Source organism: Desulforhopalus sp. (genome assembly GCA_030247675.1).
Lineage (GTDB): Bacteria > Desulfobacterota > Desulfobulbia > Desulfobulbales > Desulfocapsaceae > Desulforhopalus_A.
Genome location: JAOTRX010000002.1, coordinates 1175492 through 1194408, shown reverse-complemented (window position 1 = coordinate 1194408; position 18917 = coordinate 1175492). Strand labels below are relative to the sequence as shown.

The 18917-nt window shown below is 56.2% G+C and carries 13 protein-coding genes; 4 read left to right on the top strand and 9 right to left on the bottom strand.

All coding sequences use genetic code 11. The annotated features are described in order from the left end of the window. Window positions 1–86: 86 nt before the first annotated feature. The 6 genes from hydF to OEL83_05190 form a co-directional block, all read right to left on the bottom strand. Window positions 87–1310 (bottom strand): [FeFe] hydrogenase H-cluster maturation GTPase HydF, encoded by a 1224-nt coding sequence (gene hydF, locus OEL83_05215; GenBank protein MDK9706431.1) that lies wholly within the window; start codon window positions 1308–1310, stop codon window positions 87–89. Then, window positions 1307–2644: a lyase family protein gene (locus OEL83_05210; protein ID MDK9706430.1), complete on the bottom strand. Its 1338-nt coding sequence runs from the start codon at window positions 2642–2644 to the stop codon at window positions 1307–1309. The genes hydF and OEL83_05210 overlap by 4 nt, the downstream gene beginning before the upstream one ends. Then, window positions 2644–3705 carry a [FeFe] hydrogenase H-cluster radical SAM maturase HydE gene (gene hydE / locus OEL83_05205; GenBank protein MDK9706429.1) on the bottom strand — a complete coding sequence of 354 codons (1062 nt, stop codon included), beginning with the start codon at window positions 3703–3705 and terminating at the stop codon, window positions 2644–2646. Before hydE ends, OEL83_05210 begins: the two co-directional genes overlap by 1 nt. A gap of 8 nt (window positions 3706–3713) precedes the next feature. Continuing rightward, the gene (hydG, locus tag OEL83_05200; protein MDK9706428.1) at window positions 3714–5165 is read right to left on the bottom strand and encodes a [FeFe] hydrogenase H-cluster radical SAM maturase HydG; all 1452 of its coding nucleotides are present in this window, start codon (window positions 5163–5165) and stop codon (window positions 3714–3716) included. A gap of 253 nt (window positions 5166–5418) precedes the next feature. After that, window positions 5419–7218: a [FeFe] hydrogenase, group A gene (locus OEL83_05195; protein MDK9706427.1), complete on the bottom strand. Its 1800-nt coding sequence runs from the start codon at window positions 7216–7218 to the stop codon at window positions 5419–5421. Between the two features lie 15 nt (window positions 7219–7233). Beyond that, window positions 7234–9213: an FAD-dependent oxidoreductase gene (locus OEL83_05190; protein ID MDK9706426.1), complete on the bottom strand. Its 1980-nt coding sequence runs from the start codon at window positions 9211–9213 to the stop codon at window positions 7234–7236. 472 nt (window positions 9214–9685) lie between these two features. On the opposite strand from OEL83_05190, the gene OEL83_05185 reads away from it, so the two are divergent. The 3 genes from OEL83_05185 (at window position 9686) to OEL83_05175 (ending at window position 14097) form a co-directional block, all read left to right on the top strand. Continuing rightward, a complete protein-coding gene (locus OEL83_05185) occupies window positions 9686–10471 on the top strand; it encodes an AAA family ATPase (protein MDK9706425.1) in 786 nt (261 codons plus the stop codon). 253 nt (window positions 10472–10724) lie between these two features. After that, complete coding sequence (locus OEL83_05180; GenBank protein ID MDK9706424.1) at window positions 10725–13202, top strand: response regulator; 2478 nt, start codon at window positions 10725–10727, stop codon at window positions 13200–13202. A 79-nt stretch (window positions 13203–13281) separates the two neighbouring features. Beyond that, window positions 13282–14097, top strand: a complete 816-nt coding sequence (locus OEL83_05175; GenBank protein MDK9706423.1) for an N-acetylmuramoyl-L-alanine amidase — start codon at window positions 13282–13284, stop codon at window positions 14095–14097. Window positions 14098–14187: 90 nt separating this feature from the next. On the opposite strand, the gene OEL83_05170 is transcribed toward OEL83_05175, so the two are convergent. The 3 genes from OEL83_05170 to OEL83_05160 all read right to left on the bottom strand — a co-directional run bounded on the left by OEL83_05170 (window position 14188) and on the right by OEL83_05160 (window position 17313). Then, window positions 14188–16026 carry a S8 family serine peptidase gene (locus OEL83_05170; protein ID MDK9706422.1) on the bottom strand — a complete coding sequence of 613 codons (1839 nt, stop codon included), beginning with the start codon at window positions 16024–16026 and terminating at the stop codon, window positions 14188–14190. Between the two features lie 89 nt (window positions 16027–16115). Then, on the bottom strand, window positions 16116–16760 hold the full coding sequence (locus tag OEL83_05165; GenBank protein ID MDK9706421.1) for a hypothetical protein: 645 nt from the start codon (window positions 16758–16760) through the stop codon (window positions 16116–16118). Then, the gene (locus OEL83_05160) at window positions 16750–17313 is read right to left on the bottom strand and encodes a sigma-70 family RNA polymerase sigma factor (GenBank protein MDK9706420.1); all 564 of its coding nucleotides are present in this window, start codon (window positions 17311–17313) and stop codon (window positions 16750–16752) included. The genes OEL83_05165 and OEL83_05160 overlap by 11 nt, the downstream gene beginning before the upstream one ends. 360 nt (window positions 17314–17673) lie before the next feature. Between OEL83_05160 and OEL83_05155 the strand changes: the two genes are divergently transcribed. Continuing rightward, on the top strand, window positions 17674–18855 hold the full coding sequence (locus tag OEL83_05155) for a hypothetical protein (GenBank protein ID MDK9706419.1): 1182 nt from the start codon (window positions 17674–17676) through the stop codon (window positions 18853–18855). The last annotated feature ends 62 nt before the right edge of the window (window positions 18856–18917 follow it).

Genomic DNA, 18917 nt, shown 5'->3' with positions numbered 1-18917 from the left:
AAAGCTGCGTTGAGCAGCTTGTCTGCTCAAACAAAACCGGCCCTTGTGGTATACGAAAAATATCCGGGAGCTTTGCGGGCATTGATCTACCCAGCAGACAGCTGTTTTTCGTAGAGGCCGACAAGCCCTGGAAAAGGTTCGAGGGCCCGTGGCAACAACCCATGCGCCCAGGCAAGGAAGAGGCCATAGTTGAGAACTGGAATCCTGTTTCTGCGAAAAACCTCCAGTCGCGCCTCCATGGCCCTCTGGGTGATCATGCAGCCCCCGCAATGAATGACCAGATCCCAGCTTGCCGGGTCTTCCGGCAATTGCCTGCTATGGTGGAATTCCACCCTCGACCCCACCATCTGCCGGAAGAGTCTAGGGATCTTCACCCTGCCGATATCCTCCGCCTGGCAATGATGCGAGCAGGATTCCATTACCAGGACCCGACCGTTCTCCGGAAATTTCCTGAGAATCGCAAGGCTCTTTATAAACCAGGCCGGATCGCCCTTTTTCCTGGCGAACAGCAGGGAAAAGGAGGTAAGGGGCTGGTCCTCCGGCAGATCGGCGGCAACCTTGTGGAAGGCCTGACTATCGGTAATCACCAGGGAGGGCCGGATTCCCAAGCGCTGGTAAAAAAAGGCTAATTCCCGCTCTTTTACAATGAGCGCGGCACAATCCCGGTCGAGAAGATCGCGGATGGTTTCCACCTGGGGGAGGATCAACCGGCCGGCCGGGGCCGACAAATCAATGGGGGTAACCAACAAGACCAGGTCCTGTTCCTGCACCAGACCTTCAACCGGGGTTATCTCCCTGGTTATTTTGTCTTGTAGCTGCTCCATGCCGGCAACCAATTTCAGGGCGCTTTCCGGCTGGAAATTATCCTGGGGAATACAGGTATGACCGGCAAAGAATTCCCTCTTATCGGGGTGGCCGGGCAGATCGGCAAAGGTCGTCACAGCCAGCCAGGGAATCCCCTGACCCCCGAGCCACTGCAAAAACTCCACCTCGCAGGGCTGCGGCGGCAGGTTGCCGGGGGATACAAAGAGGAGCAAATCGGCCGCCATCACCCTTTCCTTCGCCTTTGCAATGCGCTGTTCCCCGAGTCCTCCCCTATCATCCAGCCCGGCGGTATCGGTTACCGCGCACATGCCCAATTTCCCCAGTTCTATCTTCCTGGTCACCGGATCGGTGGTCGTTCCGGGGGTGTCCGAGACAATGGCCACATTCTTTCTAAAAAGATTGTTCATCAACGATGATTTGCCGGCGTTGCGGATCCCGGCGAGGACGATTGTCGTCAATTCGGCAAGAGGGGTGGTGGTACTCATCGGATTTTTCCCGTGTCGATATTGGTGAGATGGCGGGGATCTGCCCAGGCATCGAGAAATGCTTTCTTAAGTTCGGTATTTTTTTCCAGCCACAGGGCAAGCTCCCGGCGGTTCTGCGGTGCCGCCTCCTCAATGAGAGGCAGCAAGGACTTCAAGCGTGAATAGCCCAAGGCATCCTTCAGGGTGTTCAACAGGGCCGGGCTGACCGCCAGGCGCGCCTCCATAACAGCCCTGTCGGGTTGCAGCGCCTCTAGTAGCCGTCCGGCCGTGCAGTCCAGGGCCTTTTCCAGGCGGCTGGAGAGGCGGAGCATCTGTTCGGCGATAAAGGGCATATTGGCGTTCAGTTGCAGCTGTCCCCCCCGGCAAAACTGGCCCACCAGACCGGCGACGGCAGAACACTCCATGGCCAGACCGCGGATCCACTCCAGGAGGACCGGGTTGGATTTATCCGGCATGATACTGGAACCGAATTGCACCTCCGCATGGCGCATCTCCCGGCAAAGTGATGAGCTGTAGAGGAGGAGATCCGAGGACATTTTGTAGAGATTATCGGCGCACAGGCCCATGGCATTGGCGCATTCCGCCAGGCTGTCGGTGTGGGCAACCTGGTCGCAGAGGTTCTGGCTGCGACAAAGAGGCAGGCCGGTGATGCGCCGGAGGTGTTTTTCAACCGCAAACACATAGGCAAGCGGCGCCGAGAAGCCGGTCCCGAGAGCCGTCCCGCCGAGCGGAATGATCCTGAGGCGTTCTTTCACCTTATGCAGACGCCAGCGGTCTCTTTCCACAGGCCCGGCCCAGGCGCCGAAGACCTGACCGAGGGTAATGGGCAGGGCGTCCTGGAGTTCGGTGCGGCCGCACATCAGCCAGTTGCCGTATAATCCTTCTCGTTCGACCAGACCCTCCTGCAGACGGACGACCTGCTTTTCGATCCGTTCGAGAAAGCGGTAGGTCATGAGGATAACGGCGGTTGGCAAGGTATCGTTGGTCGATTGAAACCTGGCCAGATGGTCCAAGGGATGGGCGCGAAAATCTCCTGTATAGCGGCTATTGGCCAGGTTGGCCAGGACCTCGCAGATATTCATATGCAGGCTGGTTCCGGCCCCACCCTGGGAAAGAGGCAGGGGGAACTGGCCGTCCCATTGCCCGTCGATTATCTCACCCGCGGTATCTTTCAGCAGTGGAAAATAATCCTCAGGATACAGGGCGGCAGTTTCCTGCTGGGCGCATATCGCCGCCAGTTTCACCTGGCCATAGGCCTGGATGAGCTGCCGTGGCGTCTGGTCTTTCCCTAGCCAGGTCAAGGCCTTGGCCGTTTCTTCGCCATAGTAGATCATCAATTCTTCCTGGCAATGCGCAGGGCATCGCCCCGGGCAAAACTGAGTTTGCGATCGAGGGGCAATAGCTGCCCGGCGAGACCGGCCAGATCCTCGACACCCTTTTCCAGCAGACAGACCTTGTTGGGATACAGCAGATAGTTCTCTTTAAAAATCATCGGGGTCAGATTGGGCATCAACACATTGGCCCCGGCGGCCAGCATCTGTTCCCGGCCATCGGCGACCAGACTGCCGGCTGCGGTGGTTGCCGGAAGATGGGCCTCGGGCAGGGCCAGGCGCAGCAGGGCAAGGCCGCGGATGACCGCTTCAAGCGGCTGCTGCCCGGCGCCGCCCAAGGGGGTGTCCGGATGGGGGATGAAGGGGCCGACACCGATCATATCCAGCTGTAAGCTTTGGCAGAGCAGAATATTCTCCAATTGGATTTCCGGAGTTTCTCCTGGCAGACCGAGCATATAGCCACTGCCTACCTGCAAACCGGCATCCCGGATGCCATCCAAGGCCTCCAGCCGATCCGCCAGGGTGCGTCTGCGCAGGGAAAAGTGCAGCCGCGGGTCGGCCGTCTCAAAACGCAAAAGATAGCGGTCGACACCGGCCTGGGCCATCGCCTGGTATTCGTTCCGGCGGCGCATGCCGCAGCTCAGGGTGACCGCCGCATCTTCCCGGCCCTGGCCCTTAATCATCCCCACCAGTCGACAGATCCTCCCTGTCGTGTAGTCAGGATCCTCGCCGCCCTGGAGGACAAAGGAGCGAAAGCCCCGGTTATAGCCTTCCTCCACGACGGCAAGAATGGCTGATTCCTCCATGCGATAGCGCTTCACCCGGCGGTTGCCATGCCGGATTCCACAGTAAAGGCAATCGCAGCTGCAGACATTGCTGTACTCGATCAGGCCGCGCAGCAGGACATCCCGGCCATGCACCCGCCGGCAGGTGGCGTTAGCCATGGCAACCAGTTCTTCAGTCGCCGCATGGCAAAAGAGGCCGGTGATTTCCGCCGGACTGAGGGGGACTACCTGGTTGCCGGCCACCTGTTGCAAACCCTCAGCCGGGATGTGAACTGCCATTGCCATACCTAGAGATAGATGTCCCTTTCCCCGCCGGCAATCCGCACCAGCGATTCGCGGACCACCGTTTGAATTGCCAGATTGTCCTCCTCGTCCACCATCTTGTCGATCAAGTCAAAGCCTTGCCGCCGGGTGTCGTCCCCGGCAAAATCGGTGAGGTATTCGGCAAAGGAAACCAGACCGTTGGGATGGCAAAAGGACTTAATCAGTCCGGGTTTAGCCAGATCCATAAAGTCCTTGCCCACCCGGCCCTTCCGGTAGCACCCGGTACAAAAGGACGGGATGAAGCCCATGTCCACCAATTCGCGTATCACCTCCTCCATGGGACGCTGGTCGCCCAGGGAAAACTGCCCCTCCTCTGCCTGATCTTCGCTATAGCCGCCGATGGCAGTCCTTGATCCGGCGGAAATCTGGCTTACGCCGTAGCGAAACAGTTCGTGGCGCAGAGCGGCATTCTCCCGGGTGGAGAGGATGATGCCGGTGTACGGCAAGGACAGGCGCAGGACGGCAATAATGGTGCGGAAGGCATCGTCATCCACCGGGAAAGGCACCTCCGTCGACACCGGCGCCCCGTGGGCCGGTTCAATACGGGGAACGCTCACCGTATGCGGGCCGCAGCCGAAGATCCGTTCCAGTTCCTCGGCGTGCCTGAGAAGGGCGAGGGTCTCGAACCGGTGATCCGCCAGGCCGAAAAGGGCGCCGATTCCGACATCGTCGATCCCCGCCTCCATGGCCCGGTGCATGACGAACAAACGGTTTTTATAATCGGCCTTCGGGCCCGAGCGATGGTATCTGCTATACAACCCCTGATCGTAGGTCTCCTGGAAGCAGATATAGGTGCCGATATTGCAGGTCTTCAACTGGCGAAACTGGGCGGTCGACAGCGGGGCTATCTCGACGTTTATCCGCCGGATCCCCTGGCCGTTTTCCCGTACCTGGTAAATGGCCTGCAAGGTCTCCTTTAAACCGGCGAGACCTTTACCCCCTGTCTCGCCGGAGAGAACAAGGAGCCGCTTGTGCCCCTCCTTCAAGAGGACCCTGGTTTCGGCACAGATCTCTTCGATACTGAGCCTGCGTCTGGTCAAGTCCTTGTTGTCCTTTCTGAAACCACAATACAGGCAGTTATTGACGCAATAATTGCTGGTATACAAGGGGGCGAACATGACCATCCGTCGGCCGTAAATTGCCAGCTTTACCTGTTCGGCCGCGGCCATAATCAACCGGATATGCTTCGGTTGGCGGACCGACAGCAAGGCCGCCGCATCGTATATATTCAAACCCTTGAGCTCGGCGGCGCGGGACAGGATCTCGAAAATCTCCCCCTCCCCTGCCTCCGGACGCAAGGCCAGCTTGCTCAAGGCGGAATGATCGATAAAGTCCGGGTAGTCATCTTCGGCCAACGATTCCCTATGACTAGAGCTCACCATCGGGTCCGATCCTTCTCTATCTATTTTTACCATTTGCGATTCCTTCTTTTCCCTTAACTCGCTTTTGCACTCAAGATGGCTTTGTTTTTCGTAGGATGCACTCTGTGCACCAACAAAACCAGAGATGGTGCACGGAGTGCACCCTCCTTCCGAGCCAACTTGCAAGCTCATTGAAATAAGATGCAGCATCCATTCCCAAATTTACGGCCGATCACGTCCCGATGGAACACCAGTCGCCCTCCCGCCACCGGCGACCATCGGGACGGATCATAGCGACGCTTCCTGATCAGCTCCGCTCTTCAATCTCCTGCCAAATCTCCATCATGGTATGCTTGATGTTCTGCTTCCTGTCGCGGTAGGTCGTGTGCAGCAGGTGATGGCTTTTTTCACCGAGGGGTTTTTCCAGAAAGTCCTCGTAGAGTCTGGCAATCATTGGATTATTATGGGATTGGCGGATCGGCCGGTTTGTATCGATGGCGTATAGGCCTTGTTTGCGTTCCCGGCTCGAGCCCTGATAGGAGTGCTTACTTCTCGGCTGTCCGCCACCTCCGGCGCATCCTCCTGGGCAGGCCATCACCTCGACAAAGTCATAGGAACGCTCCTTGCTTTTAATCGCCTCCATGATGGCGCGCGCCTCTTTCAGGGTGTGGACAACCGCCAGCCGGACCGGACCTATCTCCGCGCCGAGATCAACCGTGGCCTGCCGGGAGGTGCCGTCGCCGCGCAGGGGTGTATACTCGACCTGTTCCAGTTCCTTGCCGGTCACCACCTTATGAACGGTCCTGACCGCCGCCTCCATGACGCCACCGGTATTGCCGAAGATAACCGCGGCACCCGAGTAGTCGGTCATCCAGGGGTTGTCGAAGCCGCTATCCTCCAGGAGGGCCAGATCAATCCCTTCTCGTTTCAGAAGCCTGGCGAACTCGCGGGTTGTCAGGACGACATCGACATCGGCGGAGCCGTCTCCGGCAAACTCGGTCCGCTTCGCCTCGCCCTTCTTGGCCGTGCAGGGCATGAGGGAGATGACCCGGATACGGCTGGGATCAAGGTCCATTTTCCCGGCGAGATAGGTCTTGGCCATTGAGCCCAGACACTGCTGGGGCGAACGGACGGTTGACAGATGTCCGGTCATTTCCGGGTAATATTTCTCAACGAAATTCACCCAGCCGGGGCAACAGGAGGTGAACATGGGAAGGGTCCCCTTGTTCAGCACCCGATCCAGCAATTCGTTGCCTTCCTCCATGATAACCAGGTCGGCGGTAAAATTGGTATCGAGGACGACATTGGCACCAAGCCGTTTGAGGGCTGTGATGATCTTGCCCTCGACATTCTCACCCTTGGCCATATTGAACTCCTCGCCGATTGCCGTGCGCACCGCCGGAGCAAACTGCACCACCGTAAAGATATCGGGGTCGGAGAACAGGTTCTGGGCAGCCTCTATGTCATTCTTCTCGGCCAGGGCGCCAACCGGGCAGACGAGAATGCACTGGCCGCAGGACACACAGTTCGACTGATCAAGGGGCAGATGGTCGCGGACGCTGATCTCCGTTTCCAGTCCTTTCTCAGTGATAACCAGGGCATCGATACCCTGAATATCCCGGCAGACCTTGACGCAGCGGAAGCAGCGGATGCACTTGCTCATATCCCGGACAACCGCCGGCGATGATTTGTCCTTGCTGCGCCGCTGGTAAAACTGCGGGTAGGTATAGCGGGTCTGTTCAAGTCCGACAAATTGGGCGACATCCTGCAGTTCGCAGTTGCCATGGCGAATGCAGGAGGCGCAATCCTGGTTATGGTCTGCGATGAGCAGCTCCACCTGCAGCCGCTGCATCTGCCGCACCTTCGGGGTGCGGGTCAGAACAGTCATCCCCTCCTCCATCGGCGTAGTGCATGAGGTGACGATACGGTGTTCTGAATCATCCTTTTTCTGTATGTCAACCAGGCATACTCTGCAGGTGCCCGGTGTGTGCTCAAGGTCGGCCATCTCACAAAGAGTCGGAATGAAGTGATTGTTGGCCTTCGCAACACTCAGTATGGTCTGATTTTTGCTAAATTCGACCTGCTTGCCGTTAATTGTTCCTATCATTATCGGGTTCCCCCCTTATTGCTCAGTAATTACAGAATAGACACGGTAGCAGCGCATGCAGCGCTGCGCTTCCGAGTATGCTTCGTCGACGGAAATGGGCTTTTCAACCTCTTCGAAGATCTTCTTGCGCATCAAGGGATCAAGCTCTTTGATCTTTACCCGGTACTCGTGGCGTATCGGGATATTGATGCCCTTGGCGATCATCGGCTGCACATCGGCTACCAGCTGGGCCATCCTTTCTTTCGGCTGGAAGCGGATCCGGCCGAGAGTCAGGTAGTCATCGATGCTTCTCGCCGCCTTCTCACCATGGGCCATGGCCTGTACCAGGGTGGCCGGCCCGCTGACGCAGTCGCCGCCGGCAAATACGCCCTTGCGGGTGGTCATCAGCGAGGCGGGATTGACCTTGATGGTGCCCCAGGGATGGAGTTCGACACCATCCTTCGGGCTGACGAAGCCGAGTTCCACCTGCTGGCCGATGGCCGGGATGACATGGTTGGTGTCGATTACAAATTCACTCTCGGCAACAGGGACAACGCTGCACCTGCCACTTTCATCCGGCTCGCTCAAGGCCATTTTAATCACCTCGACGCCGCGGACCCGGCCGTTCTGCACCAGGATCTTGGTCGGATTGGTGAGGAAATGAAAAATGACCCCCTCTTTCTTTGCCGCCTCGATCTCTTCATGGTCGGCGGGCATCTCCTTTTCGCTGCGCCGGTACACCAGATGGACCTCCTTGACGTTCATTCTGAGGGCCGATCGGGCGCAATCCATGGCGACGTTGCCACCACCCACCACCACCATTTTCTCGCCGAGTTGCATGGGGACTCCCCGGTCGATATAATCGTGGTTGATGCGCAGAAGAAAATCGACACCAAAGTCGTAGCCAAGAATTTCCGGGTCTTCATAGGCCACCTGCATGGTTTTGCCTTTGTGGGTACCGATACCGAGGAATACCGCCGAGTATCCCCTTTCCATCAGATCACTGAGGGTGAAATCCCTGCCCATTTTCTGGTTGTAATGGATCTGTCCCCCTAAGGCCTCGATGATGGAAATCTCCTTGCCGAGCACCGCCTTTGGCAGCCGGTACTCGGGAATGCCGGTGGCCGCCATGCCGCCGGGAATCGATTTGCCCTCAAAGATATCGACCGGGTAGCCCTTGAGGAGCAGATGGTAGGCGGCGGCAATGCCGGCAGGGCCGGTACCAACAACCGCCACCTTCAGGCGTTTGTCTTTTGCTTCCGGGGGTGTGTAGGAAGAGAACCACTCGTTAATCACTGCCCGCTCGTGGTCGGCAACAAAGCGTTTTAGCACTTTAATGCCAACCGCCTCGTCCACCTGGGTGCGCCGGCAGGCCATCTCGCAGAAACGGACGCATACCCGGCCACAGGTGGCGGCCATGGGGTATTTCTGCAGAATGACGCCAAGGGAATGGGTGAACTTACCGTCCTTGACATAGTCGATGTATTTGGGAACGTCGACCTTTGAGGGGCAGGCCTCGATACAGGGTGCGGACACATAGGTTTCACAGGGTTGGGGCCGGGGTGCCGGACTGTCCAGTTCCGCAAGGAGTGCCTCGCGAAAATACCGGAACATCGCCAGAAGAGCGACGCTTGCCGTCTGCCCCAAGCCGCACAGGGAGGTGCTCCGCACCTGTTCGGCAATACCCTCAATTTCATCGAGATCCTTGGCCGTGCCCCGGCGGTTCACCAGGTCCTCGAGTTTGCGCTGCATAATCTGCGTGCCGACCCTGCACGGCGTGCATTTGCCGCAGGATTCCCTGGCAACCCGTTCCATATAGTGGAAAAGGGCATCCAGCAGATTCACATCCTTTTCAAAGATGAAAAAGCCGTGGCCTCCGAAAAAGGCCTTGATGGGATTGCCGGTGTTGAATTCATCAAAGTCGCTGAATTCAGGGTGTTCTTCGATTTCGAAAATCTGCCGGTTGCGATTATCGATAACCTTGCCATCCCATGCTCCAAAAATTATTTTCGCCATGAATACCTTTCCTTTTTTTCAAAGTGGTTCTATGAGGGTGAAGTGCTCCACCCAGAGACAATTTGCCGATTTCTTTGCAACCCTCAGGTGACGCTGCAGATCAAATTGGAATACAATATTGGTGCCACTCTCTGAAAACAATTTTTATCACCAATATTTTCAGTCTGTTACAAGCAAGAAAAGGGACAAATGTGGTAGTACCACAGGAGTACGTGTCCAATATGCTCTGTGTGGGATTGGTAACAATTTTTGCAGGAAGGCCACCATCTCGCTGGTTTGCTGTCGTTATCCCTCTGTGCCCGGAAGGTTACAAACCGCACGCCCCCTGCCCCTCTTTGTGTAGCGCCAGTGACACCCTTTACCGTTTTTTCTTTGCATATTGCCCGGGTCGTGATCAAATACAGCCGGTCAGCGGCGGAAATAGATCAGGGATCAGCAGCCGTCTATTCACTCAACCAAGCAGGAATCCCATATGAAATTCATGATTTGCGGTAAAGGCGGCTGCGGCAAGAGCACCCTCACCGTCCTCCTCGCCAGAGCACTGGCAAAAACCGGCAAGAAGGTGCTGGTGGTCGACGCGGATGAATCAAACCTCTGCCTGCACCGCCTCCTCGGCGCCCGTCAACCGGAGATCATGATGGACGCCATGGGCGGGCGTAAAGGCACCAAGGAGGTGCTGAAGCAGGCCGCAGACCATAATCATGAGGATGAATTCTTCAAGCAGATTTTGACCTTTGACAGCCTGCCGGTGGAATGCCTGGCCGAGACGGACGGCATCAAGCTGCTGGTCGCTGGGAAAATCAAGGAATTCGGCGAAGGCTGCGCCTGCATGATCGGCGGCATTTCCAGGGCGGTACTTTCGCGATTGCAGGAAAAAGACGATGAAATCGTGCTCGTCGACGCCGAGGCCGGACTGGAACACTTCGGCCGGCAGATAGACAAGAACTGCGATCTGGTGCTCTGCATTGTCGACCCAAGTTACGAATCGATCGAGATGGCCGATCGCGCCCGACAGATCGCCAGGGGCGCAGGCGTCGAGACCTATTTCATCCTCAACAAAGTCGATGACGAGGTGCGCCCAGTCATGACCCAAGGTCTCGACCGGCAACGAATTATCGCCGAAATCCCCCGTAACGGCGAGATATTTCACCAGAACCTGACAGGGCAGCCGCTTACTGCCGGTATACCGCAGATCGACACCGCCTGCGCCTTCATCAACCGCTTTCGCAAACCGCTGTCCCTGAATATGAAGCTGTGAGCTCTCCAGCCTGGCGGATATAGCTGAGTTGAGCAGCTGGTCTGCTCAAACGAAACTCATGCCCTTGCGGTATATAGCTGAGTTGAGCAGCGGGTCTGCTCATACGAAACTCATGCCCTTGTGGTATAAAAATCACCTGCCGTCCTTTCATTTTCCTGGGGTTCATTATACGATAGAGAATCCTTTCCATATTTCTCAACAGCAGAACAGAGAGTGCCCATCACCCGGCAAGAAAGCCAAGGATTCACCGACGATGAGTACGACGAAACATGCTCCCCATCCCAAAATCGCCGCACTTCTTGTCTTCTGCATCGTGGTCTGCCTGTTCATCGGCCTGGAGGTCCTTGAACGGCAACGCTTCCGGGAGACCCTGCAAACCAGGACCATAAACACCCTCAGCCAGATTCGCGCCGGTCTTGAGGCCCAGATAAACGCCAATTTCTATCTCACCCGGGGGCTCATCGCCTTTATTTCAATTCATCCGCAAATGGATGACTTGACCTTCCAGCAACTTGCCCGGCAGATCCTCGATAACCGTAACTATATTCGCAACATCGCCCTGGCTCCCGACAATGTCGTCCGCTTCGTTTACCCTCTCCAGGGCAATGAACGGGCGGTTGGTCTGAGGTATCAGGACAATGCCGAGCAATGGCCATCCGTCGCCAGGATAATTGCCTCGCGCAAGGCGGTGATCGCCGGCCCGGTAAACCTCGTTCAGGGAGGACTTGCCTTTGTCAGCAGGACCCCGATATATCTCGCCGATGACCCCGACGGGCAGAAGGAAGACAAATATTGGGGGCTGGCGAGCATCGTCATCGAAAAGGAAAACCTCTTCAAGGCATCCGGTCTTTATGACGATAATCTTGACATCCGCGTCGCCCTCAGGGGCAAGGACGGCCTGGGAGCGGAGGGCGATATGATTGAAGGCGATCCGGCGATATTTCAGGATAATCCGGTGCTGCTGCCGGTCAATCTCCCGGAGGGGAGCTGGCTGCTCGCCGGAACCCCCAAAAACGGCTGGCTGGCATCCTCTCCCTATCTCTATCCCCTGCGAATATCCGCCCTGGTCCTTGCCGCACTGCTCGGACTGGCCGCCTATACCTGGCTACAGCGCCAGGAAGAAAATCGCCGCAGCCTTGAACGCGCCTGGCAAGAGGCAAAAAAGGCCCAGGCAGATCTTCGTCTTAACGAGGAATTCCTCAACACGGTAATTGATAATATTCCAGCGATGGTCTTCGTCAAAGACCCGCAAGAGCTTCGCTTTATCCGTTTCAACAAAACCGGGGCCGAGATGCTTGGCTATGAGGTTACCGATTTCATAGGCAAAAATGACTTTGATTTCTTTCCGGAGAACGAGGCGAGATTTTTCATCAACAAAGACCGTGAGGTCCTCAACAAGGGCACCCTCATTGATATCCCCGAGGAATTGATCGAGACCAGAGAGCATACCAAGATGGTCCTCCATACCCGCAAAATCCCCATTTTCGATGCTGCCGGCAACCCACTATATCTGCTTGGGATTGCCGAAGACATCACCCAGCAACAGAAGGTCAAGGCGGAAAAGGAACATCTTGAGAAACTGCTGCACCGCTCCCAGAAGCTTGAGACCATAGGCAAGATGGCAGGAGGAGTGGCCCATGATCTCAACAATATACTCTCGGGAATAATCAATTACCCGGAAATCCTCCTCCTCCAGCTGCCGCCCGATAGCCCGCTGCGCAAGCCCCTCACCCGGATCCATGATTCCGGCAAACGGGCGGCGAAGGTGGTCGCCGACCTCCTGACCATCGCCCGGGGCGTTGCAGCGGTAAAGGAAAATATCTGCCTCAACACCCTGGTTTCCGAGTACCTGGATTCACCCGAGCACCAGAGGCTCGCCTCGGCATTTCCAGCGCTTTCCTTTGTCACCAGATTCGCGGAAGAACTGTGGATAAGTTCTTGTTCCCCGGTGCATCTACAAAAATGCCTGATGAATCTTATCAACAATAGTGCCGAGGCGATCCCGGCAGACACCCCGGGGGTGATTACCATTTCCAGCCGCAATGAGATATTGGCGCAGGCCCCGCCCGGATTCCCGGACCTTGCTCTTGGCAGATACGTGGTCCTGAGCGTCACCGACAGCGGCACGGGGATCAATCCAGCCGATCTCGAACACATTTTTGAACCGTTTTATACAAGAAAGGCCATGGGACGAAGCGGTACGGGGCTTGGCCTGACGGTGGTATGGAATACCATGGAGGATCATCATGGAGCGGTAACAGTGGAGAGTTCCACCGAGGCCGGAACGACCTTTTCGTTATATCTGCCGGCAACCGACGAAAACACCACCATCTCGCAAACGCCTGCCACGCTGGCTGACCTGTATGGCCAAGGCCAGCACGTCCTGGTAGTCGACGATGACCCCCAACAAAGAGATATTGCAGTACAAATACTCCAGGAGCTGCACTATTCGGCGGAGGCTGTCGCCTCCGGCGAGGAGGCGATACAGTATCTTCACAACCACCATGCCGACCTGGTGATCCTCGATATGCTCATGGAACCAGGCCTTAATGGCCGGCAAACCTATGAAAACATTATCCTTATTAAACCAGGACAGAAAGCGATAATCGTCAGCGGCTTTGCCGATAGCGACGATATCAGCCAGCTCAAGACCATCGGCGCCGGGATCTTTATTAAAAAACCATACAGTATCGAAGAATTAGGTGTCGCCTTGCGATCAGCCCTCCAATGATGTATCTGTATGCATAACCCCACATTGAAAACCTTATCATCTGTTGCCAATCATAAATAGCTCCTATAATATCAATAACATGACCACCCCCCCGGCTGCCAAGCCTGCCCTCCTGTGGATATTGGCCACCTCGCTTAGTCTTCTTGTCAGCTGCGCTCCGGCCCCCTACATCACCAACCATCAGGCCAGGAGCCAGGAAAGCCGCGTGCAGGCGGTGGTCCTGCACTTCACCAGGGAGGATTTTTCCTCCTCCCTGAAGACCCTCACCGAGGGCGAGGTCAGCAGCCATTATCTGGTGCGGGACGAACCAGTGGAGATCTATCAGCTGGTGGATGAATCGCAACGTGCCTATCACGCCGGCATCAGCAGCTGGAGAGGCAGGACCTTCCTCAACGCCTCGTCCATCGGTATTGAAATCGTCAACGCCGGGGACTATGTGGGAGTCGACGGGGTCGCCTATCACGACTATCCCGGGCCGCAGGTCGATGCCGTCATCGCCCTCCTCAAGGACATCGTCGCCCGGCATACGATCCGGCCGGAATTTATCCTCGGCCACAGCGACATCGCCCCGCACCGGAAAACCGACCCCGGCCCGAAATTCCCCTGGACGCGCCTCGCCGACGCAGGTCTGATCCCCTGGCCCGACCGGGCGGTGGTGGCCGCCCGCCAAGAGGTGTACCAGGACAGCCTCCCAGACCTCCTGTGGTTCCAGAACAAGCTCATCGAACATGGCTTTACCCTGACTCCAACGGGCGAGCTGGACAAAAAAACCCGGGAAGTCCTCGCTGCATTGCAGATGAAATACCGCCCCGAGCGCTATGATGGCCAAGCGGACGCGGAAACCGCGGCCCTGCTTGATGTGTTGACCAGCTCGCAGGCCAATAAAGAAATGTAAGCCTAGACAGTTACAGAAGATAAGCGCCGGCAAGATGGCAGCTGCCCAGAGGTGCCGGCAAAAAGAGACCAGCCGGGCAAGAGTTCCCAGCTACAAACCAAGACAAACGAAGACCTGCTTCGACCATGGAAGAGCATTGGTAAACCGTGGCAGGCAGGGTGGGTTCCGAGCAAGATTTTTTTCCATGGAAAGGGCAATAATGCCGGTAATAGAGGCACTTGCCAGAGAGGTGCCGTCAACAAAATTATAGCTGTTGCCGGGTGCTGTGACGAAAAGATGGGTTGCCGGAGCCACGGCATCGGCCTTCGCTGCCAGTTTTTTATTGGGCAGTGGATTGCCCAGTTCATCAAAACCGGCGACACTGACGACCTTGCTGTGGGAAGCAGGAAAGGCGATGTTCTCCGCCGCAGGATCATTGCCCACCGGGGCGGCAAACACGATCCCCTTGTCGTGCCCGCTGTCGATCATCATGCTTAAAAGGCTATCGTTGACGTAGGCCCCAAGGCTCAGATTGACCACATGCACTTTGGCGGAGATAGCGGCGTCGAGGGAGCGCATCAGGGAGGTCGAGAAGCATTCCCCGGCGGACGAGGTCTTACTGACCTGGCGGCAGGCCCGCAATGCCAGCAAAGATACGTCCGGGGCAATACCGACGATGCCGCAGTCATTTTTGCCGGCACCGATGATTCCGGCGACGGCGGTACCGTGAATCTCCCCCTGATAGCCACTGCCCGATATGAAGTTCTGATGGCCAACGACACGGGCACGCAGGTCCTCGTGCTCTACCTCGACACCGGTGTCGACCACCGCCACGGTGATATGCTTGCCGCTGACCGTGTTGTGCACCTCCGGCAAATCGAGCATCGAGACCAGATTCTGCATGGAACTCATCGGATCTTGCCCGGCCATCGTGGCAAAGACATAATTGGGCTGGGCATTATAGACGCCGGATTCACTTTTCAGTGCCTCGGCAACCGCCGCCGCGTCCTTGGCCGTGGAAGACACCACCATGATCCGGTTAAGCGATTTCAGGACGTTTTTCTCAGTGACGGTAAGTCCGTGCTTTTTCGCTGCCCGGTCGAGATTGGCAAGACCGGCCTTGTTGTTATCAATGAGAAAAACCACCTGGCCGGGTACGTAGTGAGCAGCCTTCCTGTCCTTAGCATCCATGACCATTTTTTTGCCGGCAGAGGCCGGCGTCCTGCCCTCTTCCTGTCCCATGCCACCAGTATCCGCATGCCAAACGTTTTGCGGCATAGTGGCAGCGGAGCCGCTTCCGGGTTGTCCCCCATCAACGACAATGGATGCTTGACTTGCTTCACTGCGGTAGCCGGCGGCAGCATTGACGGCGTTATCGCCGGTAGCGGTATTGGCAAGCGCACCACCCACCTGTCCGCCCCCGACGACGATTGCCGCCTGGGATGCCGAATTACCTTTACCGGCGGCCATATTGGCGCTTTTCTGCAGCGTCACAGTGTTGGTCACCGCACCACGAATCCGGCTGTTGTCGATGCGCACGGCGCCCTGATCGGCCTTGTTGTCGGTCCCTGCCGCCAGATTGGCCGTCGATTTGACCGCGACACTGTTGACGACGGAGCCCTCGACCGTCCCCTGGGAGACTGCAACAGAGCCCTGACTGGCGACGTTTCTCTTGCCGGTGGCGAGGTTAACGGCGGTTTTACTTTGCGTGCTGTTGACAAGGGTGCCGCTCATTCTGGAATTTTTCAGAGAAACGGACGACTGTGCGGCGCTGTTTTCACTGCCTTCGGCGATATTGCTGCTGTCTTCAAGTTTTGCCGGGGCATTAATGACCTTGCCCTGGACAATGGACTCAGCATGTGCCGGCAGGGGCGAGGTGAGGATGAGGAACAGGATAATCCATAGTTTTGCCGCGTTACTGACTAGTCTCGGTCGGAAGTGATTGGTCATGGGCATTACCAGGTTACATGCCCCCCACAAGGAGGAATGGTGCTTCACGAAATGTGTTTCTGCAAAACCGCAATTACCTGCCGAAGGCCCTAGCGGACCGCCTCCACAAATAATACTATATTCGACTGTTTGAGCACCTGTACAGTCTTATCGAGGTCGCCCGGGTCGCTGATGCCGACCACATAGCGCCCTTCCCTGCTCGGACCGCTGCGCACCGACCCGCGGATGCCGTGCAACAGGTTGCGGATATCCGATTCCAGGGCGTTCGGTTGAAACACCACATTAATACCAGCCTTACCAGCAGTTGCCGCCATGTCGGTGGCACTCAAGGTCCTGTAGGTGTTGTCCTGGGGAGAGGGCACCAGGAGTAAGACGATTGCCACCGCCTGCGCTGCGGCAAGCATCCACGGCACGGCGATGGATTGCCGGAGCCGCTGCCAAAAAGAGCCCAGCAACTCCATCACAGTACCAGCCTCGACAGGTGCCTTGCCGGCAAACTTGCGCTCGGTCCGAATATTGCCGGATATCTTCTTAAAAATTGCATCGGACGGTGACGGCTCGGCAGGGTCGATCTGCCGGTACAATTTCTGAAAACCGCGAAACTCATTATACTCATCGAGGAGCTCCGGATCTTCCATCAGACGACGTTCAAAGTCGGCTTTCCCCTGTGCGTCCAAGCGGTTATTGCAGTAGTCGGGGATCAACTCCGCCATATCTTTATCTTTATTGGTCATAGTTGTTTATATCCTGTTTTTCCAGCACGTCCTTGAGCGCCTGTTTTGCATGAAAGACTCTTGTTTTTACGGTGTTAACCGGTATTCCAACCAGCTCCGACACCTCCCCGTAACTGAGGTCCTGGTAAAAGACCAATTCAAGAATCTCTCGATGATTCACCTTTAAGCTCTGCAGGGCCGCTTTCAGGGCCGCGTTGGTCGATTCGATCTCCACCCTGAACTGACTTTTCGTTTCCGCGGCGCTGTACTCCTCTTCAAAAGGTACGTACTTTTTGCTCTTTCGAAACTCCCTGAACATAATGTTTCGGGCAATGCCGATCAACCAGGTGGTGATTCTGCCGTTGCCCCTGAAGGTGTCACTCTTTTGCCACGCCACCGTGTATGTCTGGGCGACGATATCATCGGCCAGACCGTAATCGCCCGCCACCTTTTGCACATACCGGGCAACCTTGCCATAGGACAGGTCGTAGAGCTGCCGGAAGGCGTCCGCATCACCTGCCGTCACCCGTTCTATCAGATGCGCTTCTTCAAAGAATTCACTGCCCTCGTTCATATGTCTCTCGACAGCCTGAAAAGGTTCAAAACAGAATTGATAAATATTACGAACATTCCGCCGGTATCTCCATGCATTGGCGGTGGTGATATCGACAGAGCCTTACCCAATTCTTCTTTTGTTTTTATGACAACTTTTCCATGCTAAGGCACTAATTAAATAGTTACAGCAAGTATTCAATTGCTTTCGCGCCGGAAAATCCAGAGAAATACCTCGGCCCAGGTTGCTATTTTCGAATTTTCAAAAAAAATTTGAACCTTTCCCAGGCTGCCTGGAACTAATGGACAAAGGCAAGCTCACTGAGCAAGAACGGTCCCGCTTCCGGGATGAAGACAAAAAAAATCATATGAGGAAACTGTTATGAAAAAGACATTGATAGTAAGCGCACTTGGATTAGCTGTAGCAATGGGTTTCTCAACCGTTTGGGCCGCTTCAACGATTGACGGCAAGGTAACCAATGACAGCCAGGTGGAACAAGCTGCTAATATCGCCATTGGTGAAAACAACAAGGCGGCAATGGGCTCGGTCAGTATCAAGGATTCCACCGTCGGCAAAACCGGTGTCATCACCAATAAGTCGGAGGTCAAACAGGCCGCAAATATCGCCATCGGCAAAGGCAATGAGGCCAATATGGGATCAGTCAGCGTTAAAAACGCCAAGGTTGACGGCAGGCTGACCAATGATTCAAAAGTGGAACAAGCCGCCAACATCGCCATCGGCGAGAATAACAAGGCCAATATGGGCTCGGTCAACATGGAAGGCGGCTCCATCGGTAAAACCGGCGTCGTCACCAACAAGTCGGAGGTCAAACAGGCCGCCAACATCGCCATCGGCAAAGGCAATGAGGCCAACATGGGCTCGATCAACATGAAAAACGCCAAGGTTGACGGCAAGTTGACCAATACCTCCGATGTCAAACAGGCCGCCAACATCGCCATCGGTGAGAACAACAAGGCCAATATGGGCTCGGTCAATATGGAAGGCGGCTCCATCGGTAAAACCGGTACCGTCACCAACAAATCGAAGGTTGAGCAGGCTGCCAACATCGCCATCGGCAAGGGCAACGAGGCCAACATGGGTTCCATCAACATGAAAAACGCCAAGGTTGACGGCAAGTTGACCAATGACTCGACAGTCAAACAGGCCGCCAACATCGCCATTGGCGAGAACAACAAGGCCAATATGGGCTCAGTGAACATGGAAGGCGGCTCCATCGGCAAGACCGGCACCGTCACTAACAAATCGACGGTCGAACAAGCTGCCAACATCGCCATCGGCAAGGGCAATACCGCCAATATGGGCTCCATCAACATGAAGGACTCCAAGGTTGACGGCCGGGTAACCAACACCTCGACGGTCAAGCAGGCTGCCAACATCGCCATCGGTGAGAACAACACCGCCAATATGGGTTCGGTGAACCTGAAGAACGCCACCGTCGGTAAAACCGGCGTCATCACCAACACCTCCGACGTCAAACAGGCTGCCAATATCGCCATCGGCAAGGGCAATGAGGCGAGCATGGGATCAGTGCAGGTTGAATAGTTGCACAGGTTGAAAAACCACGAATCTCCGCCACCCGGTACCAGACATGGGGTCGGGTGACC